Here is a 26,617-nt window from a genome sequence, read left to right as displayed (position 1 = left end):
TGGAGTTAGTGCGAAATTTATCCAAGTTCGGGCATCGGGTATTTCTTGCTGACTCTCTGAAGTTTCCTCTAAGTAAATATTCAAATTTTGTGACAAACTTTTTCTATATCACTTCGCCAAGACAATCTTTGCAAGGTTTTAAGTCAGATCTGGAGGGGATACTAAAGGAAAACTGCATCGATATATTGGTACCAACCTGTGAGGAAGTTTTCTATATCTCCATGATTAAGGAGGCATTAGAGGGATACTCGAAGGTATTTTGCCCTGATTTCGATAAGATTAAGATACTTCATAGTAAAGTGGATATCTATTCTTGCACAGAGAATGTGGGTTTTTTAAATCCAAATATGGAGGTTTTGGAATTAAAAGACTTATTGCTAATTGAGAGTTTTTCAGGGAAAGTTGTAAAGAGAGAGTTTTGCCGATTTGGGTCTGATGTGTTGATTGAACCAGACAGGAAAACGGTAAGAAAGCACTATCAGTCAGATGGGGTGGGCCGATTTATCCTTCAAGATAAAATTGAGGGGATAGAGTATTGCTGTTATGCAATTTCAAATAATGGCGTGGTCAGCTATATAGCCGTTTACGAACCCATATATCGGGTTCGTAAGGCTGCAGGAATTTATTTCCTTCCAGTTAAGGATGGCCTAATTGAAAAATTAATCATAGATTTTTGTACAACCAATAGTATCACTGGCCAAATTAGCTTCGACATCATGAAAAATGCAGATGGAGTGTACTTGATTGAGTGTAATCCGCGGGCGACTAGTGGATTGCACTTGCTATCAGAATGTGACTTGTCGAAGGGGTTTCTTAATGAGTGTAGGTTTGACGAAGAATATGACCAAAAATTAAAGCCTAAAATGATTGCTATAGCAATGGTTATGATTGCCCTGCCTGATTCAATTTCGAATGCTAGGTACCGTGATTGGAAAGAAAAATTCATATCAGCTGAAGATGTTATATCCCTGAAAGGAGATAGAATGCTCCTCCTCTATTGCTTCTTGTCTATCCTGGAAATAATACTAATTTCTATCAAAACATCAGAATCGATAAGAGCGGCCTCAACTTCTGATATTGAGTGGGATGGAGAGGTTGTAGATGGATGGCAATAGGAGTTTTCCTTATACGGTCGATTCAGCGGTTCTATTTGTGAATGCGATTAAAGAAAGCCCCAATCGATATATAGGTAACGTTGACTGTACCCTAGACAAGTTGCCATTATCTGATAATTTGGTGTTGCCCTTTACGAAAAATGAAAAGGAGTATGGAAACAGTTATATCTGCTCTCCTTATACTGCTTTGGTACCCTACTGCAAAGAAGAGTTGAAAAAAGTTGATTCATATTTTTTGCAAGTCTTTATTTCAGTTTTGCTAGTTCTTGTGGATGGTCTTCTGAAGCTGGGAAGGGTTAACAAAGTGATGCAGGTGAATAATTGGCTGCTTTCTACAAATCTATTTCCTGACACATTTTCTGAAAGTGACATCAGTCAGTCAATAAATTCAAGTTCAAGTCTCCAATCAGAATACTTAATAATGTACCGCTCTTTGAATGATCATAGTAATTCATTTCTAATCGGTGCTTTTGGTCGCTGTGGGTTTGATATGCTACCCACCCGTCAAGTCTATATTTTTGATAAGAGCTTAAATGATTACTCTAAGCATCATAATTATAAAATAGATCGTAAGCTTCTAAGGGAAACAAACTATAAATTTGTATCCGACGTTGATATTTTAGAAGAGGATTACCCCAGGATTGTTCAGCTATATAACATGCTCTATATTGATAAATATTCAATTCACAATCCTAAATTCACAGTTAATTTCATTGCATTAATAATGCGGCATCCCAATTTTAAATTAGAAGCCTTTAGAAATGAAGATGGAGTCTTAGATGCCGTGGGTGGACGCTTTGAAATGGATGGCATAGTTACCTTGCCCATCGTTGGATACGATACGACCAAACCTAAGGAGCTTGGGCTGTATAGAATAGTAATGATATCAACTCTATTATATGCAGAGAGTAATGGCCTAGTCTTCAATGCCAGTTCGGGTGCTTCTGAGTTCAAGAGGCTGAGAGGAGCTGTACCCTTTATAGAGTATGCCGCAATATACTATCAGGATTTACCTCTCTATCGAAGGGTACTTTGGAAGTGGCTGTGTACAGTTTTGAAGAAGTTTTTTATCCCAATTATGCGAAGGTTCAAGCTGTGAATAACCAGCTAGCATTTCCTCTTGCCTTAAGTAGTGAGCTGAAAAAGTCTGATATGATCAGAGTCACCTTTAAAGGTAAGCCCCTTGTTTTACTTCGATTGGAACATTCGATCAAAGCATTTTTAGATCGCTGTCCTCATCGAGGGTATCCTTTATCCAAAGGCTGTATCAAAGGTAACAATATAGTTTGCTCCTATCACGGATGGGCATTTGACTCAGATGGAAGATTGGTCGATTTACCTGGAGATCCTAATTTTCTATCTGGATCTAGTAGCTTGCTACAAGAGTTTAAGGTTGTTGAAAAAGATGGCGTAATCTGGGGGAGTGAATCGGCTATTGATATTGAAGAGGTGTTTACGCCTTCAGTTAAGGGCACCCATGATAGGGCATCGATTGTTCGGTATATTCGAGCAAACAAAGTTGATATTGCCGAAAACTTTCTTGATGCTTTACACACTCATACGGTGCATACCGGAATAGTTAGGTCTTCAAGGCCAAAACATAGATGTTCAGTATTGGTCGAAAGTATAGAAAATGGATACCAGGCGGAATATACGGAGGAGGATACACAAACAGGTTTTCTTGGTAAATTGTTTGGAGGGAAAGTGCTCAAAAGTATCGGTCGTATCCGATATCCTGGAATAATTGAAATTGAGTATTTATCGAAGAATGATATCGAAATGTCGGTGGTGGTTTATATTGTTGAGGAAAGTAAATATTTATGTAAATTGATCATGAGAACCTATCTGAAAAAGACAAGAGTGCCATTTCTGATGAAGGCTTTATTGTTAGCCCCTATTCAGCTAATGGTTTTCAATCAAGATAAGAGGGTTTTGGAACGTCAAGCCGAATCCTTAAAAAGAAACTCAGATTTTCGGCCTCTCATTGGAAGGGCGGATGTTATGAGAAGTTGTATAGAAAAAACATTTGCACAAGAATTTGTTGCGTATAAGAAAAATATTGAATTATGTTTGTGATAAATTCATATTTGCTGCGGAAAGTTAGCCTCAGAATACTGCCAACTCGCTTGTTAGTGTAAATGTAAGTATACATATTAAAAGTATCTTTCCTAAATGCTTGGATGTCTTTAGGGTTGAACGATTTGGTTTCTACTATTTTAGTGCCATTAGGTTAAGGGTGTTGTAAGTTTGGCCAAATAGCGACTAGAGAAGGAAATTGTTATATCTTTTTCAGGCCTTAGGGAAAATCTCGGAATGCCATTTATTGATGTTTCTGCTGTAGATAAAGATAACTTTTGCAATACTGTTGCAGCCGTCAAAGCCACTTCCATCATTCCAAAAGACTGGCCAATACATATACGCGGACCGGCACCAAAAGGGAAGTATGCATATTTTGGCCAAGACTTATCGTTGATAAATCTTTCAGGATAGAAGCAATCGGAGTTTTCAAACCAACGAGAATCCCTTTGAGTTACATACGGGAGAAGTTGTACCAATTCTCCTTTTTTAACTAAGACCCCACCTACATCTACATCTTTTATTGCACGTCTACAAAATAGGGCATATGCCGGGGGGTGTAGGCGTAGAGTTTCTTGAATCACCGCATTTAGATAGGGCAGCTTTTTTAGGCTTTCGTAGCTGACTGGAGCCTCCCCCAAAGCTCTGTCAATTTCATTTTGAACCTTTTTTTGTATATTTTGGTGTTGGGATAATAAGAGGAATAACCATGAAAGTGTAGCACCACTTGTTTCATGTCCAGCAATTAACAATGAAGTTACATCCTCCTCAATAGCTGTTCTATCGCCATTGTGGTGAGTTATCAATGTTGATAAAAGGTCCGATCTTTCATTTGAATTTTGCTCTATACGATCAGATACGATGCCTGAAATAAAAGTCTTCATTAGCTTAACGACTTCCTTTTTTTTCTTATTTCCAGAAGTGGGAAAGAAGTTAGGTAGTGTAAAATGGGATGTCGTCTCGTTGTAGGCGATCTCGGATAAACAATCTACAGCCTCACTGATAGGTACAGAGATTGAGTCTAAGTCCTTACTGAAAAGATTCTTGCATGCGATATCTAAAGAAAGTTTAGCCATTTCGGCGTCGATATTACATTTGTAATTGTCAGTAAGGCCAGAGTTAGACATGACGGTTTTGGTAAACTCATTTGCAAATTTAGAAACGGATTCGGCATAGCTTGGAATCCTTTGCTGAGCAAATGAAGGTAGAACTTTTCGCCTGCGGTCCTTCCATGATTTACCTTCCGCAATTAGTAGACTGTTACCATTCCACTGCCTAAGAATCTTCATGATTCTTTCAAAGCGAATAAATGAGTTCGCTTCTGTTGCTAACGTATTCTCAATATGATCGGGATGGAATAGGAACCAACACCGATATGGTCCAAGTCGAACCCTTACAGTATCACCATAAGCAGATTGCAGACTTTTATAATAAGAAAGGGCATCCTTTTTAATATGGTAGAGTGCGTCAATGCCAAGAAATAGAGAAGAGGGATATTTATTGTGCATTTTACGTGGGGTCATTTTTTACAAAACCTCTTATTATCAGTTGACATTTTATATGATAACTTTGCCGGCAAAAGGATTAGTAACAAACCTGAAGCGATTAATGCGTAGACAAAATTAATATGGAATAAAGGGTGTATAAATGCCTCTATTGAGCTGAAAGTAAAGCGATTCTTTGAGTCTTGGTATAATGTGCTTGGATGCCTATGTTCAATAAAGACCACCCCGATAGGTTTTCTTTTTTTGAGCCACTCTATATATCTTGACTGCCATAAATTGGTGCTATTCCAGTACAACTTTGACTCTTCCTTGATCCAAGGCTTCCACCTAGGAAGCCATTCAGGAACATTGGCTTTGTATTCTGGCCATCCTTTTGGGAAGCGAACCAGTAAGTCACTTCTGTGATGCCAGCGAACTAAGCCCAGTACAAAAATTACTGCCATTACTGCTGCTAAAGCTATAAATATATTTTGCAGAAAGGCACCTAGAACAATCCAAAACGTGGCTGTGCAAAGCTGCATAGGGTTCGTTATATACGAATATAGGCCGCTTGTAACAAGATGCTTTGTTCTATCAAGTGGAATTGGAGTTCCTTCACCATAAATGACGAACATATGAACAGCACTTAGTCCCATAATTATGCAAGGGAGTAGGCATAAGGTAATAGCTACAATTTTTACAATCGACCATTGGTCCGGGGCCCAGCTTCCACCCATCGTGTGCATAATGAGTGTGGGTACAATAAAAAATGCTAAAGAACCATATGCTAACGCCAGTAGTGTAGCTCTTCTTGGTAGGTCAATATTTGCGCTTGTCCATTGCGCTAAATAGACAGCTGGAATATGAACTAGCACAAAAATAGATAACACACCGATTAGCCAGTGTTCTCCAGCAATAACCAAGGGATCGAGAGAGTTGAAAGTTAGTACGTGAAGTGTAATAAAAAATATAGAAAAGACAATCGGATTGAATTTGGGGGAAGCTAGAAAGATAGCTGGCCCAAAAAGTAGAGAACCGGCAAACCATAGGTCAGCAGGCATGCCTAGTATCTTTAAAGTTTGACTACCATATTCCCACATTCCTAACTGAATAGCTATTATGTGTGCGGGAAGCAGGAGTGCAAGGCTATATAGAAATGCAAATAGTGCCGCAACTAGAATGTGCTCTTGATCCCTCCGTTTCCAGGCGAAGTAGAAGGTGCATGCAAGCGGCAGTAAGAATAAGCTTATTCTGACTAAAATTAGTAAGTCTTTATGTACCTCTATATCGATCATTTTATAATCAGTTTTTCAATAGGCGAGGAGATAGTACTAGGTAGCTTAGTTTTAAATACCTCTATGATTAAGAATACTACCGGGAATCCGAGTACTAAGTGTAAAGACAGGCTGGGGATACAGATAATGAATAGAAGTTGAAGCATACAGCCGATACGAATTAGCAAGCCCTCCTTGGTTCTAGTGTTTTTTGCCAAAGCCAATGCAAGGATGAGTATTGAAGGGAAAATAACTACGAATGCGAATGACTCTAAAGCAGAACTATCGCCTTCCCCCCAGTAATTGATAGCTAAATATAACCTGAAAAATGAAACAGAGAGAGTTATAGATAACAGTAGAGTAACCAGTTTAGGCTGAAGAGAGTACGTCAACTTCACTCTTCCTTAAGTGTTGATACCAGGTGGACTTTACATTACTTTTATTTATCGGTCATCTAATTAAGCTCATCGTTGATATCTATTTGTTGTTTTTAGTTCGATATTGGGCTGTCAAATGCTCTTTCTCAGTTGATCGTTGAGGCTACCCCAATGTTTTCAGTGAAGATGGTACTATCGTGAAGGGTATGTTGGTTTTCATTCTAGGCGAGTTCAAGTTGGTGCAATCTAGCTGCCGTAATGATTTTGTACGTATGTTATTTCATTAGGTGGGTGGGCATGGATATAATATTGGTGATGGTGCGAAAGACTTGAGGCTTGGCATAACAGATCTTTTGGTTGGACTGGAGTCTACAATCCATTTATGAAGGAGAACATCTACAAGTATCTATGAAGGTTTAATGAGTTATTGAGCCTTTTTGGCATCTCGGTCTGCCAATTTTAAAGATGGTGGCACCGATCATTGGGCAAGGGCTCGGTAACCCATGAGCAGAAGAAATAGACTTGATTATATATGTGTCTTGCGATGACCCAATCAAGAATTCATGGGCGTGTAGCTCCTCTAAGTGATATTTGGATGCGGATTCCTGAGCGTATACAGTTGCGTTAGTAAACTCTATTTGTCTTATATTTTGCTTCCTACGCTTTATGCTAGGTTACTCAAATTAAACTTACGGAGTAATTGTTGCCATAAGGGTAGTTGACTAAATTTAGATGGTATGTGATCGACTGAAGTGACAATCCCTCCCTTGTAAGGTGGTATCGTGGCCGACAAATCCAACTTTCTGTCCAGATTATTCACGCCGATAGAAGCGCCAGAGAGCTTTGTCCAGCAGCACTTAAAAGGTTATGGCTGTGTATCTACTCTGCTTATAAATGTTGTCACTAGAAGTAACCAAGATGAAATTACTGATTGTCTAGATAAGCTCTATGACTTAGTTGCATTGACTACCGCTCCTCACCCAAAACGCTTTTACTTAGAAAAGATAGAGGCGCTGAGGAAAGAGCTGACAGGTGTCGTTGGAAGGAAGGCCTTATATAAGAGGTTGGAGGTTGAAAAGATCCCCTTCTACATCCACTTTGATAGCACGTCTGTATGCTTTATAGCAAATCATGATTTTTTTTCCGGTTACACTGGTCTGCTCTTTTCTAAATATGCCAATTGCTTGTTGAAGAAAGATCAGGAAAAGTCAGATGCATATTGCTCTTCAATAATGCATATATACAAGGGGAATGGGCAATACTCAAATTTTCACCGAGTTATAGGGCTGGCTCAAGCTATATTTATAGGTTTAAGTCTGAGAATGTTTAATAGGAAGGAGAATAAGCCAAATCCATTTCTCTTGGAGGAAAAGGGTTGTATAAAAGGAGATCTAGATGACATCGTATTGGTGTCAGCTACAGTTGAATCTAGCGAGATATCTTTCGAAAATGTTTTGAAATCTTTTATAGATAATTTTGTCAGTACTTTCGAAAGGCAGCGAGCAAACATATTGATTACCCAAGAGTTTATTCACAACATTCCGGATCAGGGTGAAAGACTGGCCGGGGTAGGAAATACGGCGTCTGGTTTCTATTTTTCTCTAAATAAACTCTCTAGGTATCAAATATACCTATTAAAAAGGTACCATATTGCATATTATGCAATGGTACTCCTCAACATGTTAAAAGTTGAGAAGCAAGTTGCATCAAGTATTAACGAAGACTTTACATTTAGTTATTTGCCTGCTCGAGAGGTCGACTGTATTGCGACCTATTCAATCACAAGAGATGCACTGGTTTTTGTTATTAGTAAAGCTTCTGATGGTTATCATATAGAGGTTGCTGTTAATGAGGCTATTTTCTCTCTTGATAAGGTTGTTCTGTTTCTGAAATCTTTCTCCAGTGAGATTGAACTATCAGATATCTGATAGACGCTTGAAAAATGTATACTAATATTTAGGTGCGTTTAAGTTGGTCACTCATGTCAATTGCTAGCTTGCAGTAGTTGTTAGCCCAAATCGTTTGAATTCGCGATTACTAAACTCATAATACCCGGAAATTTTCTTGCAGATATATTGATAGTTTGGATTGCTCAAATCTTTAATTTTGTTCCTCTTGCCATTGATTGTCTCTGTTAAATTTATGTTGTCTTGGTGGTAGACAATGGCTTCTTTCATAAAAGTTGGCTGAACTTTGAGCTCATTGATAACTCGATAAGCCAGGTCTATGTCGTCGTAACCCCAGGTTCCATCGTATTTTTCATCGAAAAAACCAACCTTAATGACATCTTGCCTTTTAAACGCCATATTACAGCCATAAAAGTGCCCCCAGGGGTGTTCTGTATTGGGTAACTGCTCTATTTTTCCTAGGCGCCTATCTTTACTGAGTCCATAATTTGATGGGCTATTAAATCTAGGGCATGCGTCAAGGTACTTTCCGTCGCTATCCATTTCTGCTGGGACAATATCTTTAGAGTGAATAAACTCCCTTATCCCGGTCATGCAGATACTAGGCCCATAATCATTGATTATTTTCTGAATCTCTGCCAGATAGTTCGGGGCGGGGATACAATCACTATCTGTAAATACACACCACTCGTGTTTAGCAATCTTTACCCCTAAGTTTCGCGCCGAGTTAAGTGCGAATGGGTCTGGTAATTGAGGTCTGAATAGTAAAGTTAAAGTAAGGTGGTTCTTAAACCGGTTGTAACATGACAGGATGTTGGGGTCTTGCGAGTTGTTATCTACAATAATGATTTCAAAATTTTCCTTTGGAAAGGTTTGTAAAGTGTAGCCTTGTAATAGGTTATACAGAAGGTCAGAATCGTTGTAGCATGGCATAATAATACTGAATCGATCAGACATGCACTTAAACTTCCTGTTGTCTATAGCTCAAAATCATTTTAAGTGAATCAGGTGAAATATAAGATAAGCGAGAAATCAAATCTCCTTAATTTGGCGACTGGATTGATCGGCTATCAAACCTGATCCTTGCATTTTAGAGTACTTAGAAGTTTTAGCACTTTTGATAGTGAATATGAGGATTATTGGCAGGGTATATTTTTGTGCAGCTCACTTGGACATTTTCAGGTGAAATAGTGGAAAGCTAGCGCAATTGTCTGCCATGTTATTTGACTTTTTGGTAAAGCTACCTCCTTTCAATTCATAAACTGGAACATCAAATCTAATTATATAGGGCTATGTAATTAAGGCTTTTAACTTGCTCTAGTCTTTAGGGGATGGTAAGTGTCGAGAAGTGAATATTCAATTCAATTTACTGCTCTTGGAAGGAGGAAATACCTGTTAGGGATCAACTTGTTAATTACCTCTCATACGATAGACCGGAAGTATTGGGCGGAATTTTAACTTACCCAATAGTTTGTGTTGAATTACACGGGGGAACCTTTGAATAAATGATTGAGGCACAGCAAATCCCCACTAACGATGGGATAGTGCTTGGTGCAAGGCTATTCTCGCCGAGTGAGGTGCCCAAAGCCGGCATCATTATTAATTCTGCTATGGCGGTTAAGCAGAGCTACTATCGGGATTTTGCTTGTTTCTTAGCCCGGAATGGCTATTTGGTTCTTACTTATGATTACCGAGGTATCGGTAAGTCCACTATCGAGAATCAAAGGGACAAACGGCTGACCTTAAGAGCCTGGGGGGAGAGCGATTTGGTGGCAGTGATTGATTGGTGTAGCAAACGAGCTAAAAGCTTGGAGTGGCACTGCATTTGCCATAGTGTCGGTGGTCAAATTGTAGGTCTTGCATCAAATAACACCCGATTTGCGAGTGTGTATTGTGTTTCTTCTCAGAGCGGCTATTGGGGGCATTGGGATGCAAGGTATCAGCCAAAGCTATTATTCGGATGGTACTGCGCATTTCCTTTGCTATCGAATGTTTTGGGATGGGTGCCTGGAGTACTTTGGGGTGGAGAGAACCTACCTGCAGGAATAGCTCGTGAATGGGCTTTCTGGGCTCGACATAAGGATTATGTTGTCGATCAGCATGGTCTGCCGATTCGTGAGGGATTCGAGCGCTTGCAGTGTGATATGAAGTTCCTGCTAATAGATGACGATAAGGACTTTGCACCAGAGAAGGCTGTCTGTGCATTGCGAGATTTTTACTCTAATGCAAATACAGATATTGAGGTTATTCAAACCAGCTCTATTGGAAATACATCAATAGGCCACTTTGGCTTTTTCCGAAAGGAGTTCAAGGAGAGTCTTTGGCGGAACGTATTAGGTTGGCTGGACTAGTCCCTCCTGGCGTTGATACGTCCTCGTATCACAAATGATGCCTTTTTAAGCAACTCGAGTCTGTGGTCGTTAGCATGGAAAGACAAGTACTGTGTAGAGGCTTACAAGAACCAGAAGGGCCCGTCTGTCTGCCTGATGGCCGCATTTATGTCACTGAAATGGCATCTGGACGGCACTGTATAAGCCGTATTGACTTGCAGGGTCAATATCAACAAATAGGCTATCCTGCTCGGCGACCTAATGGCATGGCAATCGATGGGTATGACAATTTATGGATCGCAGACGGAGGGGGTAAGCAGCTTGTTTGCATGGGGCTAAATGGGGATCTTATTGAAGCTTATGACGGACCAAAAGATCAGCCCTACTTATGGCTCAATGATCTGGTTTTTGGTGAAAATGGCTTACTTTACATAACCGATTCCGGAATTGACCCGGATATTTTTGTTCAGGGGCAGGTGATTCGAGCTGATTGCCGATCTTGTCGCTACGATGGGCGGATATTAGAGATAGATCCCCGCAGTGGAGATGTGTTGCGACAGCTTGATTCCGGATTGCGTTTTCCCAACGGCATTGCCATTGATGATCGGGGCCAGCTGTATGTAGGGGAGACTATTAGTGGCAATATCTACCGATACAACCTCGCTTCGTTAACGCACCCCAAACGGGAGCTATTTGGCAATGTGGTTATTGGGGCGCCAGAGGGATTTGTAGGGCCAGATGGGATGGCTTTCGGTAGTGACGGGCGATTGTATTGTGCAGTGTTTGGCCAAGGTGACGTGACCGTTCTTGATGGTGAGGGAAGGGTGGCCGAACGTATACCCACCTGTGGTAAACGACCCACTAATATAGCCTTTTGCGAAGACTCGAGAGGTGGGGCGGTAGTAACGATTCTGGATGCAGGGTGCTTAGAGTGGGTAGGAATACCATGCCGTGGTAGGCAGCTATACCGCCCAAAGATATGAATTGGGTTGTTGTCGACTCAATGGTGTAGTCATGGGTTACAGAGAGGGGTTACAGGGTCAGCCGTTAGTTTTCTGTTGTAATTGGATTAGTTCAGACCAAATCTGACACATTCCTTGAAAAAGAGGGGTATACCGATTTTGATGAAGGTGCCTAAACCTAAAAGCAAGACCGAGGATAAACCCCATAATCCATACTAATGATCGCATCATCAAACACAAGACCGGACTACTAAATCTGGAAGAAGAGCTTGGCAATATATCCAAAGCTTGTGAGATGCTGAGTGTATCGAGAGACACTTCCTATCGGTACAAGGAAGCCGTTTCAAGTGGCGGCGTGGACACCCTTCTTGAGAAGAACCGGCGCGTGCCCAACCACAAGAACCGTATTGACACAGTCATTGAAGAGGCAGTGTTAACTTATGCCGTCCAAGAGCCTGCCCATGGGCAGGTCCGAGTTTCCAATAAACTGCGTAAACGCGGTGTATTTGTGTCCCCTAGTGGTGTACGGAGTATCTGGTTACGGAATGACCTGGCTAACTTCAAATTGCGATTAAAGTCACTTGAGGCCAAGGTGGCTGAGGAGGGACTGATTCTTACAGAGTCACAGGTTCAGGCTTTGGAGAGAAAACGTCATGATGATGAAGCCTGTGGTGAAATTGATACTCAACACCCAGGTTATCTGGGCTCGCAGGATACCTTCTATGTAGGAACCTTAAAGGGCATCGGACGTGTTTACCAACAAACCTATGTCGATATCTATGCAAAGGTGGCTCACCGTAAGCTGTATACCACCAAAACGCCAATCACTGCGGCAGACCTTCTAAATGATCATGTACTGCCATTTTGTGCCATGCATGATCTGCAAGTGCTGCGTATCCTAACTGATCGCAGTACTGAATATTGTGGCAAGTTGAAGCAGCACGACTACCAGCTATATTTGAGTGTGAATGAAATAGAACACACCGAGACAAAAGCCAGGCATCCGCAAACAAATGGGATCTGTGAGCGCTTTCATAAAACTATTTTACAAGAGTTCTATCAACCTTCATTACGCCGCAAGATCCATGGATCAATAGAGGACTTGCAAAAGGATCTGGACGAATGGCTCACATATTACAATAATGAGAGAACCCACCAGGGTAAGAAGTGTTGTGGTCAAACTCCGATGGCAACTCTTGAAGATGGAAAAAGTATCTGGAAGGAAAAGCTCATAAGCTGAATTTGACCTGACAGAGCACCATCTGAAAAACCGGTAACTGTCAGATCAAGTCTGAACCACTACACCTGAGGCGTTTGAGGAACAACTAGTCGCTTAGTGGTGTGTCCGTTGTTGGTGGGTAGGATCAATAATCTGCATTTTCACTACGGTCACCAAGAGAGACAGCCCACGAAACCTTTTTGGTAACTTCCGGCCTTTCTTCTCTCCATAAGTAGTCCAATTCCTTTTTTAGCGCCTCATATCCCTCCCTGGTAGTAAGATTGGTTTTCACTTGAATTACTCCAATATTATATAGCCTTATAAATCATACTAAGCTGGGATAGTGCGTCTTGATAGATCAGTATATTGCCTTATGCGACTAGAAAATAAGCCCTCTAGCAATTCAATAACGTCCGGCCTAGCTACCAAATCAGCTCCTATGATAGATGCAGATTCAACATCGAACTGTTTTCCCTTCACATTCCATGACCTATAGGCCAGCAAGGGTTTTCCCTTACTATCTTTCCATACTAACTCTTCACCGAAATTCGGGAACTGAACCCCCATTACAGCCAGCAGCTCTTTTGGAGGAATAAGTACCAAATCACTATCAAGCCAATCCTTGTGTCTAGTGAGGGGGAGCAACTGAGTCCATCTATCAATTGGCCTTCTGTGCAACTGCAGAAAATCACAACCCCACCAATCATTATGGTCGCCATCATAAAAAGGAAAATACTCAGATGTGCAGGAAACCCCTATAGGAGCAACAGCCGCTCCTGAAAAAACTTTAACTATCTCAGTAGGACGAGAAAAATTATGCTCACCACCGACATACTGCTCTTCAACAAGCCCTAAACGTAGCCAACCTTCATATCTGGAATCCCCCTTAACAACCAGTAAACCAGACTCACCAGAAACCGCTTCTGAAGGTTTTCCCCATCCTGGACGTGGAATACGACTGTTATATATAGCTAAATGCAAAGCAATATCTGGTTGAGTTTCCACTAGCAAGGACAACTCTCGATCCTCAGTCCAACTCCCCCTTTTCCACAATCTATTTCTTATTCCCTGAGCTTGACCATGTATAGCTGAAATAAATAGCTCCTGCTGCCAAAAAATAACATCCGTTGGTGGGTACGCTTTACCATCTCTTCCGAAAGAAAGCTTAAGCCGCTCTTTAATTCGATCGATATTAGCCTCCTTTTTTAGAGATGAATTAAGCATTTTGCACACTCTAGATGGCAAATCAGGATCCACTTCTGCTAAAAGCTTCAATGAATTATCCATATCATAGTCAAAGACCTGACGAATCATTTCAGTGCTTGGATCTGGGAACGAACTCACATCTGCACACGAAGGAATTGAAGACGAGACATCTAATCCAGCTCGCTCCAGTAGAGTAGAGGCGAATAGTGAAGCCCCCCAACATCCCGATCTAACGTAGCTGTTAAATAAGCCCTTCAATCCAATCGTAATAGAATACGGAGCCTCTTCAGCCATCAACAATAACTGGAACACTAGCAGCAGAGATGTTGTTGGTGTATCACGGCAAAGCCACCATTTTAAAGGACGGCAAACAGAGTCTGGACAATACTTAATTGCTTTAAAAATGCCCGACAGAGACGATATCTTCCTTGTAACTCTAGGCTCTGACAGCCTAACTAACAAAATTGATATAACACCTTCATCTACACTCCAATTAGATATCTCATTGGGAAAGAATTTTGCAAACCAACTAGTTGGCCTAGTTAAAGGAAGCCTATGGCAAATAACCTCAAATGCTTCATTCCAACAATCTAAAGCAACTTCAGCGTCACCCCACTCAAATATACGATCAATTAGCCCTTTTGATATTCCTGCACCATAGTCTGTATTCCTAAGTCGAAATGACACTTCATCTGCAACAGTCTGCTTTGCAAGTTCACTGTCAATCGAAATAGCTCTGATTAAGGCTCCACTATGAGCGCCTCCCCCAAAACTATGCCAGCCACCACCGCCTCGCGAATGAGTATATGCTAGCGCATACGCTATGACGGCAAGAGAATTACAACCAGAAGATTCAAGATACTCAGCTAGTTTTCCTAATGGATGCAGTTTGCTAGAGAGTGGGGCAGCCATTTCTCTTGCAAAAAAGTGCAATATTCGACGTGCACTAACCTCATCACCATTAGACTGCATTTCCTCCAGCTTATAAGATAAATACAAAGACACATCTTGATAATCCTCGTCATCCTTAGATTTAGATCTTTCAGAGTGATCTCTCAACCCAACCATAATATCTATAAATGAAGCATCCTTAGGGAAACACGGTACATTTACTTCATGAACAAACTTCGATGGAGATAAACTTGAATCATCCGTATCATTTAAGAAACGGCTATCCTTTGGAGGATCGACCTCAGAATCAATTACACCGCCATAACCAATAGCAAACTTCTTTATTTCCTCTATTGATTCATAGTTATAGTTCTTAGCATCATCTGCCGCTTCTGCTGTGAGGTGGCGAACTCTAGCAGAAGCTAATTTCGGATTTTTCTCGTATATTGAAGGTAGCGGAGCAAGCCGCTCTTTAGCCACTTCTTTGCCTTGATTCTCATATTCCACTTCAAAAGGAAGCGTAGCCCACAACGCATCAACAAGTATTGGGTTTGCCTTGTCGGTCAAATAGTTTGCTACAGACTTAAGAGCTTTAACCGTAGGCCAACTTTCCACACAATCTTCCTCCAAGATTGTTCGAGAAAGTAAATTCAAAGCCGATGGTGGGTCTACATCTAAAAGACTATCAAACCAAGCATTAGGGGCTTGGTTGGTTGACCGACCATCAGTATGGCGAAGCACTGCTGCCACCAGCGGCTGAAGCTTATCTAAAGCGTCAGAAGCTTTTTCTCTAGAAACATCTTTTATCGCTGAAACACTTTCAATTATGTCAAATAATGTAATATCTTTTCGCCACCCGTATGCCGCTAAGTAAACCCCTACCAGCCTCCAGCTTTCTTTGGCAGCATCGATATGCCCCATAGCCATTTGCACAGAGGCTAGTCGCATTGTATGTTCAGCATGAGTTGAATAGTATGTCCCCATACTATCAGATGCTTTTACTTGCCCCTCTATAACTTCATGTATCTTTTGCCCTACAATTTCAGATGAAGCATATGGCACCAGAAGGTCGATGATGGTTCCTATAGGAACAGGCCCGCCATCTTCTCTATCAATACGAGTACCTGTCTCACTACTAACAGTTAAAATAGAATTTATTACAAAATCCCAATCACTTTGGCTAGCAACCAAAGTCAACCCTGAAGCCAGAGTCTCTTCAATCAAACCATGAAGTCTGTATAGGTCACACGCTCTTGGCTCACCGACAAAAGGTCTAACATCCTCTGTCAACAAAGAAAAAACTGACTTAATATCTATTGGGATACCTAAGTTTTCACTAGCTTCCGCTTGCGCAAGTGCCAAAACATAACGAAGCCAACAACGATACCAGCCTTCTCCCTGAAGCCTTGTCGCTTCCTTTTCCAAATATCTATCACAATCTTCTACATAAGCTACAAGCTTAATCGAAGAGACCCATGTACGAACATTTTGAGCTTCAGGCCAATGATCACCCGGACTTACACCAATATCGATTGAAGATGGGTCTACAGCGTATAACGATGGATTCTCCGGAACCGCTCCAAATTTCACACACATAACAGCTAACGATGGAGGAATATCACTTCCAAGCGCCTCTCTCGAAACTATACCCGCTGACTCAGTATCACCAAGTTCCCAGAGTGCATCAGCAACACCAAGCTTAATCGAAAAGCAAAGCCGAGGAGCCCCTCTTTCATGCAGCTTTAGAGCAAGCCTATTCATGAGTTCAAGGTTCCCCATACGAGAAAACCTCATAGCCACCTTACGAATAAAATGAAGTCGAGGGTTGTCAAAGTCCGCAAGGAGATAGCGATAGAAGCGTAAAAGTAATTTCCAGCCGCCGCCTAACCTAAATCGACCTTGAATAGCGGCCAGGTTTAGAGCTTCATCTTCCGTGATATATCTAGAATGATCAAAATCCCTGTCATAATATGAATCCTCACCTACGGGTGATAAAGAAAGATACTCCTCCCAAGGAGCGACTCCCCCAAGATCATCTACTAGCAGGCAAGCTCGAAGCCCATCTTCATAAGACAATGTAGGTTTCCCATCAAACAGCAACCTATCAACTAGAGATTCTACCCCCCAAATTTTAGAATAAGCAGACCAAAAGCTCTCCCAATGATTCGGACCAATATCGAAACAAGTTGACAATGAACGCCTTAGCTCTGCACAACGAACTAGCACAGGCCAGTTACGTGTCCTACCTGCAACATCTGCGGTGATAGCTAGATTTTTCTGGATTGCTTCAATCGGATGCCCGTAACTTACGCTTTCTGATACAAAAGAATATTTAACTTGGTCAATAATATCTTGATTTCTACCAGCTCTCCTTAAAGCTGGAAATAAAAATCTATAGCTTTTTGCATTCTGATAAAATCCTCGTCGGCAAAGCCAATCAACGACTGGAGATAACACGTCATTTAGGCTGCGGCCCTTTACTTCTAGTTCATCCAACATGAAGCGCCTAAAACTTTCATGAAAGATACGGACACCGCCCTGTGCCGCAACCTTAACCAAGACAGGGGATAAAGCACTGAGAGCATTCGGAATCCAAGAGGAAAGGAACCCCGGTAGCATATCCTTCAGCTCTGCCTCTGTAATTGAGAAGTCTATAACTCCAAAAAGATCCGCAATTGCCTGTGCCTGATCTAGCAAATTTCCATATAGATGTTTGTAGTAAACTGCCACATCGCCATTAATCTCAGGAGAAGATAGCAACCATTCGCTAGGATCACTAACCTGACCAGCTTCTATAGCAGAGATAACCCCTCTGCATAAATACCTCACATATAGAGGATTACCATCACTTTTATCTGCAAGAGTATCTAATATACTTTCTGTTTCTTCTAACTCACTAATACCAATGGAGAGCAAAGCTTTGTCAACGCGGTGTAATTTGGCCAAGCTGATGACATCCTCATTACTCCAATGAGGAAGCTCATGGTTAGTAACATCCTTATCACGCCGCTCCATAAAAGGATCAAGGTGCTCACCTGGCTGAGACCCCAATATTAGATTAACCCCGTCAGGAATAACTAAAGTAGATAGCCTCTCTATGATATCCGTATCATCATCACTGAGTGTATTTGAGGCAGACTTGACTCTAGATATATGATCCAACCCATCAATTATAAGTAAAACTCTTTTACCTAGCTCAACTGCACCCGCCAGCACTTCTTCTAAAGTTTTTAAATCGGCAGATAGACGAGATGGTAAATTATTGATTTCAGGATCAGCATCACAGAGCTCAGATATGACATTTGCAAAAAAAACATCTGTGGTGATTCTACGCTCTATTAGCTCATCACCAGGTTCAAGGTAACAATAATGACGAGCTACTACAAACTCGCTGGAAATTTCGTCGGCTAACTGCGTCAGTTCCCAAGATTTCCCAGCCCCTGGAGGCGCAGTAATTATATGAATTCTATTTTTGTCAAACGCGGATATTAGACCATTTCTAAATTCAGGACGATCATAAAAGTAGCTTTTATCCAAGGGGAACGCCTGAGAGATACGGCCAAAGTCTGTCCTAATCTCCAAGCCATTGGCAATATCTTCTGGTAGTAATGTTGCCTCTTGTGTCCTCGCTAAATTCGCCAAGGAGATTGCTAAAGCGGCTACATCCTGACTTTTACGGCCAAGATTAGGATAGCATCCGACACCTACATGCTCTTCGAGAAGATGAAGCAACGAATTCTCTAGAGGGCCTGGATTCAGCAAATCTTCAGAAGCTAGCGGCAAATTCAGTTCAATAATAAACTTGCCACAGAACTCTAAAAAGTCCTCCCTGCAAAACTCTGCCGATGGTAGATTATAAGCCTCAAGAACCGGCCAATCTGGATCAGCTGACTTAGGCCATATTAAATCAGCATCAAATTTATAGAAAACAACATTTGTACCGGTAAACGTCGGCTCGGAAACAATAGGTATAATATAATTCAGAAGCTTATCGTCAGCCGCCGGAGGCTGCCATGTTGCGCATAACCGATATTCTTCAGAAGGGACTAGACCGCGTTTATGAGTAAGAACCAGCCTATCAATCCTTAACGTTGATCGACCCGCCGTAAAATCTGAATACTTAATTGGCCTAGAGTTATCCGGGCTAGTTTTTATTTGGCGTCTAAAGTTGCGTCCCGACACTGAAACTTCTAAGTCGTCTAGACGATCGTCTTCCACCTGTTTCTTATCAACTGTAACCCTATCACAGCGACCAATAAGCGAACTAACTAGATAATAAGCCGTTGCAATGTCCTGATAGCGGTATCCAGCATGTGCTGGTTTTAGATTTCCTCGCTGTACTCTGTTATTTTTCACAAACTACCTATCCATCGGCTTTACAACTTCTAACTCCCACCTTCTTTCAATGCTTATCACTTACAGCAGATCGCCAGCCTCTGTTTTCAAGACTCGATTTGAAATCCCACCAAAGCGCTGTCTTGTTGCTGAAAAGAATTGACTCAATTTCCCTCCCCTCGGCACCAAGTCGACAGATGCAAGATAATAAATCGATTGGCCATCTGTAAGATGGTCATCAATAAGATCGTCCAAATCATCAAGCCATCTTTTCCTAAGATTCACCAAATAAGGGGCATTTAGATTCAACAGGTTAATCGTATGCCTCACTTTTCGTTGATATCTCTTTGTCTTACTAGGCGACGGAACGACACGACCATCACTGAGATATAGAAAGTAATTTCTCTTGACTCGAGCCCTCAGCGGTGACTTGAACTGGCGCTTATCAAAATGGCTTTTTTTAGCATGTCCACCAAAGACATTCCCTCTATGAAATTGAAGATCTTCTGATTTTAGTGCACTCACCACTAGGTTTTTATAATCAAAAGTTAGAGATGGATATTTGCTCTTTGGTTTCACGTGCTCAATATGCGTTCCTATTCCCTCCAGATCTGGTCTCAACTCAGTGTATGCGCATAGGTAATACTGCTCTTCATTGAGAATATCGGTAAGATGACATTTGTCGTTAAACCGACCCCATCTCCTTGTAGCTTCAACATTCGTAGAAGGGGGTAATTGGTTTTCTGCATAAAGGCAATCGACATGCTTACGGCGCTTGGCAATAAACTTCACCTTTTCAGTGCCTCCTGGCGACGAATACTACGTTCGATCCTCTGAACTTGAGGGTGTGCATCTGATAGCGCTCCTTTTACCTCAGACAAAAGAGCTTGGGCTCTATCCCCAAAATACTCTCCGCTATCGACTAATTGGGTTAGTTCATCAAGAAGACTTTTCTCAGGAATAGGAGGGATTGGATCAACCCCCATGATTGCCTGCATAACATTTTGGCTTTCTTCACCATATGATTTAGCCATAGGCATAATTGCCTCAGGGGAATGGTACTCATCAAAGTTAAGTATCCTAATATTTTCTTTCCTAACGGTAGAAAGGACTTGCGGACTATGAGTTGTTACTACCAATTGAATTTTAGGAAATGCTTCTCTAAGCTGTGAAATAACTTTTTGCTGCCATTCTGGATGGAGGTGAAGGTCTACTTCGTCAATTAATGCAACTCCTTTGGTATGTAATATTGCATCCTTACCATAGTGACCATTAAGACGGACGCAACGAAAAGCGATGTCTGCAACCAGCGAAATCATAGCCCTAACACCATCGCTCAAGATACTTACAGGCAAAATACCATGATCCTCATGTGCCATCGCAAGCTCTTCGTACGTTAAGCTATAATGAAAATTACTCCACCCTTCAGATGCTAAAACAGTGTTCACTGCTTGCTGTATACCTTGTATACGGTCCTTGAGACTTTTCCCCTCATATTCAGGCATCTGCTCTTGCTGAAGCGAAGCCAAAGTCGCTTTAGCCAACCACTGCTGCAGCTGAGTAAAATTAGATGCGGGACTCAAACAATCTTCATATCCCATGGTTCGGCTCTCAGTTAATACCGATTTACGAGACATATTCTTATGCGCTTTCCAAAGCCGTGCCGTACCGTAGTAGGCTATGAGCGGAAGATCTACGTCCTGATCACTTCGCAACTGATCTTGAAGACTCTTTCCAAAATCCGAAATAGGGGCCGCATCCTTAATAGTGGTTTTGTTCTTAGGGCCCGTTAGTTCTCTTTTCCAGGGAGAGTCAGTTACACTTGAATCAGCTGAGATTGCTGTAGGATATTGCGGTTCAGACTCAGGCATACTAGAAAGCCTGGCCAAACGAACATCGGTCTGAGCAATATGTTCAGCCTTACCCATATCGAAGGACCCCACATATGTACCAAATGCCGCACAAATAGCCTCTAAAATCGTACTCTTACCCTGACCATTTCGGGCAATTAAAACGGTAAGTTCTGGGTGAAAATCGATCTCAAGATGTGAAAAACGGCGAAAGTTTTCCAATTTTAGCCATGTTATTTTCATATAATTTACACTCCAGCCAACCTCCACAGGTGCCGGCTATATCCACTTAATCTCTAAACTGATTCACATCAAGCCAGTGTTTATTTGATAGGGCGAAATTCGTTTATTAGCTCTATTCTTTGCTCATCACCAAGTTTATCTATCACACAAACCAGTTCAGCAGTGATATCCGACTCACAAAAGAAAAAGGCCACTGGCACATCTAGTACCTCAGAAATCTGTCTCAAAGTTTTATAATCAGGGCTATGACGGCCTTTTTCATAGTGATTCATCCTGCTGCTTGCAGAACCTGGTTCCATCCCAAGTTCAATCCCTAGCTTGCGCTGACTTATCCCCATCAAGGTACGCGCTTCGAACAACCGTTTTGCAATAGGGCTCGAGTCTGGCAATTTTTGGTCACCTCATCTAATTGATCTTTGATGCTTAGATTACCTAAGTATATTACTCACCGAAGAACTTAGGAAGCCTAAGCTTTAATGCAAGACAATCAGGTTGCTTACTATATAAATCGAATGATTACCGACCATAGATACTCGAGCGCCTTTTTGATTGCATCGATTGTACCTGGCTTAAAAAACCGGTTACCTTGGCTGTCCACAACCTCACCGAGTAGCCTGTTAGAAAGTTCTCGTGTGCTCGCAAATTCTTAGTATGACCAGATAGGGACGCATGTTAGCCCCATGAAAAGGCGTGTGCTGTGCAATAGTCTGCAAGAACCAGAAGGTCCCGTTTGCTTGCCTGATGGCCGCATTTATGTCACTGAAATGGCATCTGGCCGGCACTGTATAAGCCGTATTGATTTGCGGGGGCGATATCAACAGATAGGATATTGTGCTAGACGTCCTAATGGCATGGCAATCGATGGGTATGACAATTTATGGATTGCAGATGGAGGGGGTAAGCAGCTTGTTCGCATGGGGCTAAATGGGGATCTTATTGAAGCTTATGACGGACCAAAAGATCAGCCCTACTTATGGCCCAATGATCTGGCTTTTGGTGAAAATGGCTTACTTTACATAACCGATTCCGGGATTGACCCGGATATTTTTGTTCAGGGGCAGGTGATTCGAGCTGATTGCCGGTCTTGTCGCTACTATGGACAGGTATTAGAGATAGATCCTCGCAATGGAGATGTGTTGCGACAGCTTGATTCCGGATTGCGTTTTCCCAACGGTATTGCCATTGATGATCGGGGCCAGCTGTATGTAGGGGAGACTATTAGCGGCAATATCTACCGCTACAATTTCGCTTCGTTAACGCGCCCCAATCGGGAGCTTTTCGGCAATGTAGTTGTTGGGGCGCCAGAGGGATTTGTAGGGCCAGATGGGATGGCTTTCGGTAGTGACGGGCGATTGTATTGTGCAGTGTTTGGCCAAGGTGATGTGACCGTTCTTGATGGTGAGGGAAGGGTGGCCGAACGTATACCCACCTGTGGTAAACGCCCCACGAATATAGCCTTTTGCGAAGACTCGAGAGGTGGGGCGGTAGTAACGATTCTGGATGCAGGGTGCTTAGAGTGGGTGGGAATACCGTGCCGTGGTAGGCAGCTACACCGCCCAAAGATATAGACTGAGTGGATTGTCTACCTAATGATATTGTTTAGGGTCAAATAAAAGCAGCTTCAACGTCAGTTTTTAGATTTCTGTTGTATATAGTTGCGCCATCCATGAAATCGGGAAATGTCTTCTTGTTGCTGAGTCAAATAGTTTTCTCCTAATATCCCTAAAACTTGCCCGCCATTTTCTAAGACTACTTTACCCAAAGTTAGTCCCGTCGCCTCTAAATTAAGCACTTCAATTAAACTGGCCTTGGGTAAGGACCAAATTTCAACCTTGAACCATGTTCCACCTGTACGCACTCTCTGCATGGAAGGATATTCGCCTTTGATTGCCCACATCCGGTAAATGGCTTCTGTTTTAGCCTCCCTAACAAATGTTGCATTGTTTTGTATTAAGTTTTTATCTAACTCCAGGCCACGCATCAATGGTCCATTTACTGCGATTTCTGTATATGTACTCATTTCGGTTGTGTAAATCCAATATTTGAAATTAGTGCTACTGATCGGTTTTATTACTACTCATATCCATACTCTCCGCATAGGCTCGCCAGCCATGCCACTTGGATATATCTTTCTGGTTTTGAACAATATAGTTTTCACCCAGTATGCCTAATACCTGTGTCCCATCCGCTAAAGCAACTTTACCTAAAACCAATCCTTTGGCTTCCTCCTCTAATAGGTTGACCAAGTTGGCTTGGGGAATCGACCAGATCTCCAGTTTAATCCATGTGCCGCCGTTGAGAACTCTTTCCATTGCGGGGTATTTGTCTCCAATTGACCACATGCGATAGATCGACGTCGTTTTAGCCTCTCGTACAAAAGTGGCATGGTTTTTAAGCATATGTTTTTCGAGGGCGAATCCACGCATTAGCGTGCCATTAACTGCGACGTCAATAGATTCAGCATTCGCTAGTGACACCAATACCATTAAACTAGCAGCAATATATCTGAGTATCCTGAGCATTTATTTATCTCGAGTTGACGCCTTATGAACTTAGCTTAGATATGGAGGCAAGAAGACACTAGATTATGCTTGTGCCTCCCTTATTATTTTAGAATGCTACCAGAGATATATTTTGTCGCTTATCTATAAAAACCAGTGGAAACACATTATGAACCTTACAGATTTATTGTTACCTACGTATATACAACTATTGGAAGCCCTTTCTAGTTGGTTGGATAAGGCAAAAACAGAATTTCCAGAAGATGAATCTGAAGCCCTCATTAAAGCGAGGCTTGCACCAGATATGTTTCCCTTATCATCCCAAGTTCGGTTTAGTTGCTTACAGGCGCAAGAGGCAATATTTCGATTGGGGCGCCGTGCGCTTCCAGATTCTCTGGAGCAGTTGGCTCGTGAAGGGCAGGGAGCTGGTGAAAACCCCGAGTTCATTTCCGAAGCTCAAGAGCGAATTCGAGAGGCACTGGCATTTTTAAGAAGCGTTTCGCCAGATGCAGTGATGAAAGCAGTGGATGAGCCTGTGACGATTAAGCTCCCGAATGGGATGACTTTCGATATGACTAATGAGCAATATGCCAGGGACTGGGCGCTACCTCAATTTTATTTCCATATCAACACGGCCTATGCAATCTTGAGAGCTCAAGGTGTTTCCTTAGGAAAAGCCGACTATGTACAGCACGCTTTTGCTTATCTCAGACCAGAGATGATTTCAGATTGCTAATGGTTAACAAGGCTAAGTTTTCAAGTTTATAGCTGATGGAGAGGGGGACTTTGCTTCTCTCCATCTGACTTTTGTGTATTAACTCCATAAGTGTGAATTTCGAGAGAAAAAGAGATTACTAGATAAAAAGTCAAACTTCTTTGTTGGTACGTTCTTCTATAGAATCCGCTCCCTTTCCGATTCTTCATGCGTACGATAACAGGAAGTTTATTTATGACCATCTCCCGCCGAACCTTTGTCCAGGCCATGGGTGTTGCACTTTTGACCCCCTTTACGGTCCGTTCTCTCGCGGACACTGATAGTGAAACCTATGCACGTTTTGTACTGGGCGGCACCACATTTGCTGATCAAATTGATAACGACGGAATTGTTTTTGACTTATCAGTAGCCTCGGGAGATCCCAGTCAAACTGGAGTGGTCCTTTGGACGCATATTAACCCAGACTCCTATATCGCGGGCCAGTCTCTGTATGTAGATGTCGCGCTGGATGAGGAATTTACCCAGCCAATTCTAAGTGCTGAGATTAATGCTAGCGATATCACGGCAGACCGTGATTACACCGTTAACATTGACCTGGAAGGCTACTTATCTTCTGACCAACGTTACTATTACCGCTTCAAATACGGGACTGTCAGTAGCCGCGTTGGGCGTTGTCACACACTGCCTACCGGTAGCCTAGAGAATCTAAAAATGGCTGTGGTTACCTGTCAGGATTACACCACCGGTTATTACAACGCCTACAACCATATCGCGGACGAAGATGTACATTGCGTACTGCATTTGGGTGACTTTATCTATGAATATGCCCAGTACGAAGGCTTTGAAAGCTCGATAGTGCATTCGCTCTCCCTGCCTTCTGGCGGCTCTGTTGCGATGGATCTTGAGGACTATCGTCATATTTACAGAGAGTATCGCAAGGACAAGAATCTACAGCGAGCGATGGAAATGCACTCATTTATCATCACCTGGGATGATCATGAAACTGCAGACAATGCTTACTGGGATTACGAGCGGGATACTCTGGGTGTGCCATCTCATCCCTACCAGACCGGCGATAACAATCCTGACCAGCTGCGACAGTTGCGTCGCGATGCTCAGCAGGCTTGGATCGAATATGTTCCAGCGCGGGTCAAAGTTGATGAATCCGCAAGCCACGCGTTTGACTACTTACAGATTTATCGTTCTTTCCAGTTCGGTGACTTGGTTGATCTGTATATGACAGATAGCCGCACCTATAGAACCAAGGAGCCGTGCAAGGATGGTACGGCTTGGGAAAACTACTGGTGTACAGATTATGAAGAAGATACCCAAACCATGCTGGGTAAGACTCAGCGGGATTGGCTGATTGATGGAGTTGTTAACTCCAGTGCCCGCTGGAAAGTGTGGGGGAATCAGACTTTGCTGGCACAATTGGCTGGTACTATCTTGGGACGCTCGCTTGTGTATGCCAATTATGATGCCTGGGATGGTTACCAGTGGGAGCGGGAAAAGATCCTGTCATCTGTTAAGGACAGCAATGTAGATAACTTTGTAGTGCTGACAGGGGACCTCCACTCCAGTATCGCTTCATACCTGAAGGTTGATTTCAGTAAAATTAGCAACTGGGACTACGACAACCTGGTTGGCGTTGAGCTGATGACCCCTTCCATATCTTCTCCCAATATGAACGATACGATTGAGAAAGGTATTGATGTTGGCAGTGTGTTTACATCATTGCTAAATGGCGGGGTTCAGGTCAATAACCCACATATCAAAGATTTTGTTAGTAATATCTATGGATATGCAGTGATTGAATTCAATGTCAATGAATTGAACTGGACCGTATACAACATCGATAAGAAGAGTGATAACCCGGATACCGAAAAAGCGGTATATAAGAAGTTTAATTATGAGCCTGTTGGCATGTGGTTAACCGAAAAGTAGCTGGTTCCCAGTCAATATGAAGTTGTGGGGCGCTTGCCCCCAGCTTCACAAGATTCCACTATTTCTATCCCTTCTTCATCATATCTAGCTTGTACGAGTAAGAAAGTCCTTCCCCGGTAGCAAAACTAATAAGCCAATGGACACGCATTTGATATATGCCTGCGGGTCATCTATACCCGACGATGGGC

General features: G+C 42.2%; 20 protein-coding genes. 10 read left to right on the top strand and 10 right to left on the bottom strand.

The window, feature by feature from the left end; all coding sequences use genetic code 11:
• Positions 1 to 128 precede the first annotated feature (128 nt).
• Genes ACG1BZ_RS12620 through ACG1BZ_RS12610 form a run of 3 tightly spaced genes read left to right on the top strand, consistent with a single transcriptional unit; the run spans position 129 to position 3,191 of the window.
• Entirely contained in the window at positions 129 to 1,115 is a 987-nt protein-coding gene (locus tag ACG1BZ_RS12620) for an ATP-grasp domain-containing protein (protein WP_413662114.1), read from the top strand.
• Positions 1,102 to 2,214, top strand: a complete 1,113-nt coding sequence (locus tag ACG1BZ_RS12615) for a hypothetical protein (RefSeq protein ID WP_413662113.1) — start codon at positions 1,102 to 1,104, stop codon at positions 2,212 to 2,214. Before ACG1BZ_RS12620 ends, ACG1BZ_RS12615 begins: the two co-directional genes overlap by 14 nt.
• On the top strand, positions 2,160 to 3,191 hold the full coding sequence (locus tag ACG1BZ_RS12610) for a Rieske 2Fe-2S domain-containing protein (RefSeq protein ID WP_413662112.1): 1,032 nt from the start codon (positions 2,160 to 2,162) through the stop codon (positions 3,189 to 3,191). Before ACG1BZ_RS12615 ends, ACG1BZ_RS12610 begins: the two co-directional genes overlap by 55 nt.
• A 149-nt stretch (positions 3,192 to 3,340) precedes the next feature.
• Here ACG1BZ_RS12610 and ACG1BZ_RS12605 read toward each other — a convergent pair whose 3' ends face one another.
• Together ACG1BZ_RS12605 and ACG1BZ_RS12600 are read right to left on the bottom strand one after the other, a co-directional pair.
• Positions 3,341 to 4,714, bottom strand: a complete 1,374-nt coding sequence (locus ACG1BZ_RS12605; RefSeq protein WP_413662111.1) for a cytochrome P450 — start codon at positions 4,712 to 4,714, stop codon at positions 3,341 to 3,343.
• Entirely contained in the window at positions 4,711 to 5,970 is a 1,260-nt protein-coding gene (locus ACG1BZ_RS12600; RefSeq protein ID WP_413662110.1) for a methyltransferase family protein, read from the bottom strand. Before ACG1BZ_RS12600 ends, ACG1BZ_RS12605 begins: the two co-directional genes overlap by 4 nt.
• A 1,138-nt stretch (positions 5,971 to 7,108) precedes the next feature.
• Between ACG1BZ_RS12600 and ACG1BZ_RS12595 the strand changes: the two genes are divergently transcribed.
• Entirely contained in the window at positions 7,109 to 8,254 is a 1,146-nt protein-coding gene (locus tag ACG1BZ_RS12595; protein ID WP_413662109.1) for a hypothetical protein, read from the top strand.
• 63 nt (positions 8,255 to 8,317) lie between these two features.
• On the opposite strand, the gene ACG1BZ_RS12590 is transcribed toward ACG1BZ_RS12595, so the two are convergent.
• Entirely contained in the window at positions 8,318 to 9,190 is an 873-nt protein-coding gene (locus ACG1BZ_RS12590) for a glycosyltransferase (protein WP_413662108.1), read from the bottom strand.
• 548 nt (positions 9,191 to 9,738) lie between these two features.
• On the opposite strand from ACG1BZ_RS12590, the gene ACG1BZ_RS12585 reads away from it, so the two are divergent.
• From ACG1BZ_RS12585 to ACG1BZ_RS12575, 3 genes are all read left to right on the top strand, one after another.
• Positions 9,739 to 10,584 carry an alpha/beta fold hydrolase gene (locus ACG1BZ_RS12585; protein WP_413662107.1) on the top strand — a complete coding sequence of 282 codons (846 nt, stop codon included), beginning with the start codon at positions 9,739 to 9,741 and terminating at the stop codon, positions 10,582 to 10,584.
• A gap of 74 nt (positions 10,585 to 10,658) precedes the next feature.
• On the top strand, positions 10,659 to 11,546 hold the full coding sequence (locus tag ACG1BZ_RS12580; RefSeq protein ID WP_413662106.1) for an SMP-30/gluconolactonase/LRE family protein: 888 nt from the start codon (positions 10,659 to 10,661) through the stop codon (positions 11,544 to 11,546).
• Between the two features lie 184 nt (positions 11,547 to 11,730).
• Complete coding sequence (locus ACG1BZ_RS12575) at positions 11,731 to 12,765, top strand: IS481 family transposase (protein WP_413665864.1); 1,035 nt, start codon at positions 11,731 to 11,733, stop codon at positions 12,763 to 12,765.
• 124 nt (positions 12,766 to 12,889) lie between these two features.
• Here the strand turns inward: ACG1BZ_RS12575 and ACG1BZ_RS12570 are convergent, their stop codons facing one another.
• The 5 genes from ACG1BZ_RS12570 to ACG1BZ_RS12550 form a co-directional block, all read right to left on the bottom strand.
• On the bottom strand, positions 12,890 to 13,036 hold the full coding sequence (locus tag ACG1BZ_RS12570; RefSeq protein ID WP_413662105.1) for a transcription elongation factor GreAB: 147 nt from the start codon (positions 13,034 to 13,036) through the stop codon (positions 12,890 to 12,892).
• Between the two features lie 38 nt (positions 13,037 to 13,074).
• Entirely contained in the window at positions 13,075 to 19,197 is a 6,123-nt protein-coding gene (locus tag ACG1BZ_RS12565) for a hypothetical protein (protein WP_413662104.1), read from the bottom strand.
• A gap of 60 nt (positions 19,198 to 19,257) precedes the next feature.
• Positions 19,258 to 19,968, bottom strand: a complete 711-nt coding sequence (locus tag ACG1BZ_RS12560; protein ID WP_413662103.1) for a retron system putative HNH endonuclease — start codon at positions 19,966 to 19,968, stop codon at positions 19,258 to 19,260.
• Entirely contained in the window at positions 19,965 to 21,269 is a 1,305-nt protein-coding gene (locus ACG1BZ_RS12555) for an AAA family ATPase (RefSeq protein ID WP_413662102.1), read from the bottom strand. The genes ACG1BZ_RS12560 and ACG1BZ_RS12555 overlap by 4 nt, the downstream gene beginning before the upstream one ends.
• Before the next feature lie 80 nt (positions 21,270 to 21,349).
• Entirely contained in the window at positions 21,350 to 21,658 is a 309-nt protein-coding gene (locus ACG1BZ_RS12550) for a helix-turn-helix domain-containing protein (protein ID WP_413662101.1), read from the bottom strand.
• Positions 21,659 to 21,949: 291 nt separating this feature from the next.
• On the opposite strand from ACG1BZ_RS12550, the gene ACG1BZ_RS12545 reads away from it, so the two are divergent.
• Positions 21,950 to 22,837 carry an SMP-30/gluconolactonase/LRE family protein gene (locus tag ACG1BZ_RS12545; protein WP_413662100.1) on the top strand — a complete coding sequence of 296 codons (888 nt, stop codon included), beginning with the start codon at positions 21,950 to 21,952 and terminating at the stop codon, positions 22,835 to 22,837.
• Positions 22,838 to 22,896: 59 nt separating this feature from the next.
• Here the strand turns inward: ACG1BZ_RS12545 and ACG1BZ_RS12540 are convergent, their stop codons facing one another.
• Positions 22,897 to 23,289 carry a hypothetical protein gene (locus ACG1BZ_RS12540; protein WP_413662099.1) on the bottom strand — a complete coding sequence of 131 codons (393 nt, stop codon included), beginning with the start codon at positions 23,287 to 23,289 and terminating at the stop codon, positions 22,897 to 22,899.
• A gap of 34 nt (positions 23,290 to 23,323) precedes the next feature.
• Entirely contained in the window at positions 23,324 to 23,791 is a 468-nt protein-coding gene (locus ACG1BZ_RS12535) for a gamma-glutamylcyclotransferase (protein WP_413662098.1), read from the bottom strand.
• Positions 23,792 to 23,939: 148 nt separating this feature from the next.
• Between ACG1BZ_RS12535 and ACG1BZ_RS12530 the strand changes: the two genes are divergently transcribed.
• Positions 23,940 to 24,506 carry a DUF1993 domain-containing protein gene (locus ACG1BZ_RS12530; RefSeq protein ID WP_413662097.1) on the top strand — a complete coding sequence of 189 codons (567 nt, stop codon included), beginning with the start codon at positions 23,940 to 23,942 and terminating at the stop codon, positions 24,504 to 24,506.
• Between the two features lie 213 nt (positions 24,507 to 24,719).
• Positions 24,720 to 26,429, top strand: coding sequence for an alkaline phosphatase D family protein (locus ACG1BZ_RS12525; protein ID WP_413662096.1), 1,710 nt, complete (start codon positions 24,720 to 24,722; stop codon positions 26,427 to 26,429).
• Positions 26,430 to 26,617: the final 188 nt, after the last annotated feature.

This window comes from Microbulbifer sp. CNSA002 (genome assembly GCF_047324085.1).
Classification (GTDB): Bacteria; Pseudomonadota; Gammaproteobacteria; order Pseudomonadales; family Cellvibrionaceae; genus Microbulbifer.
The sequence above is the reverse complement of the archived record's forward strand: the minus strand, read 5'-3'. Positions and strand labels throughout refer to the sequence as shown.

Excerpts from the sequence above, each read along its gene's own strand:
- ACG1BZ_RS12615 (WP_413662113.1), top strand. The coding sequence starts at position 1,102 with ATGGATGGCAATAGGAGTTTTCCTTATACGGTCGATTCAGCGGTTCTA.
- ACG1BZ_RS12605 (WP_413662111.1), bottom strand. The coding sequence starts at position 4,714 with ATGACCCCACGTAAAATGCACAATAAATATCCCTCTTCTCTATTTCTT.
- ACG1BZ_RS12600 (WP_413662110.1), bottom strand. The coding sequence starts at position 5,970 with ATGATCGATATAGAGGTACATAAAGACTTACTAATTTTAGTCAGAATA.
- ACG1BZ_RS12590 (WP_413662108.1), bottom strand. The coding sequence starts at position 9,190 with ATGTCTGATCGATTCAGTATTATTATGCCATGCTACAACGATTCTGAC.
- ACG1BZ_RS12585 (WP_413662107.1), top strand. The coding sequence starts at position 9,739 with ATGATTGAGGCACAGCAAATCCCCACTAACGATGGGATAGTGCTTGGT.
- ACG1BZ_RS12580 (WP_413662106.1), top strand. The coding sequence starts at position 10,659 with ATGGAAAGACAAGTACTGTGTAGAGGCTTACAAGAACCAGAAGGGCCC.
- ACG1BZ_RS12555 (WP_413662102.1), bottom strand. The coding sequence starts at position 21,269 with ATGAAAATAACATGGCTAAAATTGGAAAACTTTCGCCGTTTTTCACAT.
- ACG1BZ_RS12545 (WP_413662100.1), top strand. The coding sequence starts at position 21,950 with ATGAAAAGGCGTGTGCTGTGCAATAGTCTGCAAGAACCAGAAGGTCCC.
- ACG1BZ_RS12540 (WP_413662099.1), bottom strand. The coding sequence starts at position 23,289 with ATGAGTACATATACAGAAATCGCAGTAAATGGACCATTGATGCGTGGC.
- ACG1BZ_RS12535 (WP_413662098.1), bottom strand. The coding sequence starts at position 23,791 with ATGCTCAGGATACTCAGATATATTGCTGCTAGTTTAATGGTATTGGTG.
- ACG1BZ_RS12530 (WP_413662097.1), top strand. The coding sequence starts at position 23,940 with ATGAACCTTACAGATTTATTGTTACCTACGTATATACAACTATTGGAA.
- ACG1BZ_RS12525 (WP_413662096.1), top strand. The coding sequence starts at position 24,720 with ATGACCATCTCCCGCCGAACCTTTGTCCAGGCCATGGGTGTTGCACTT.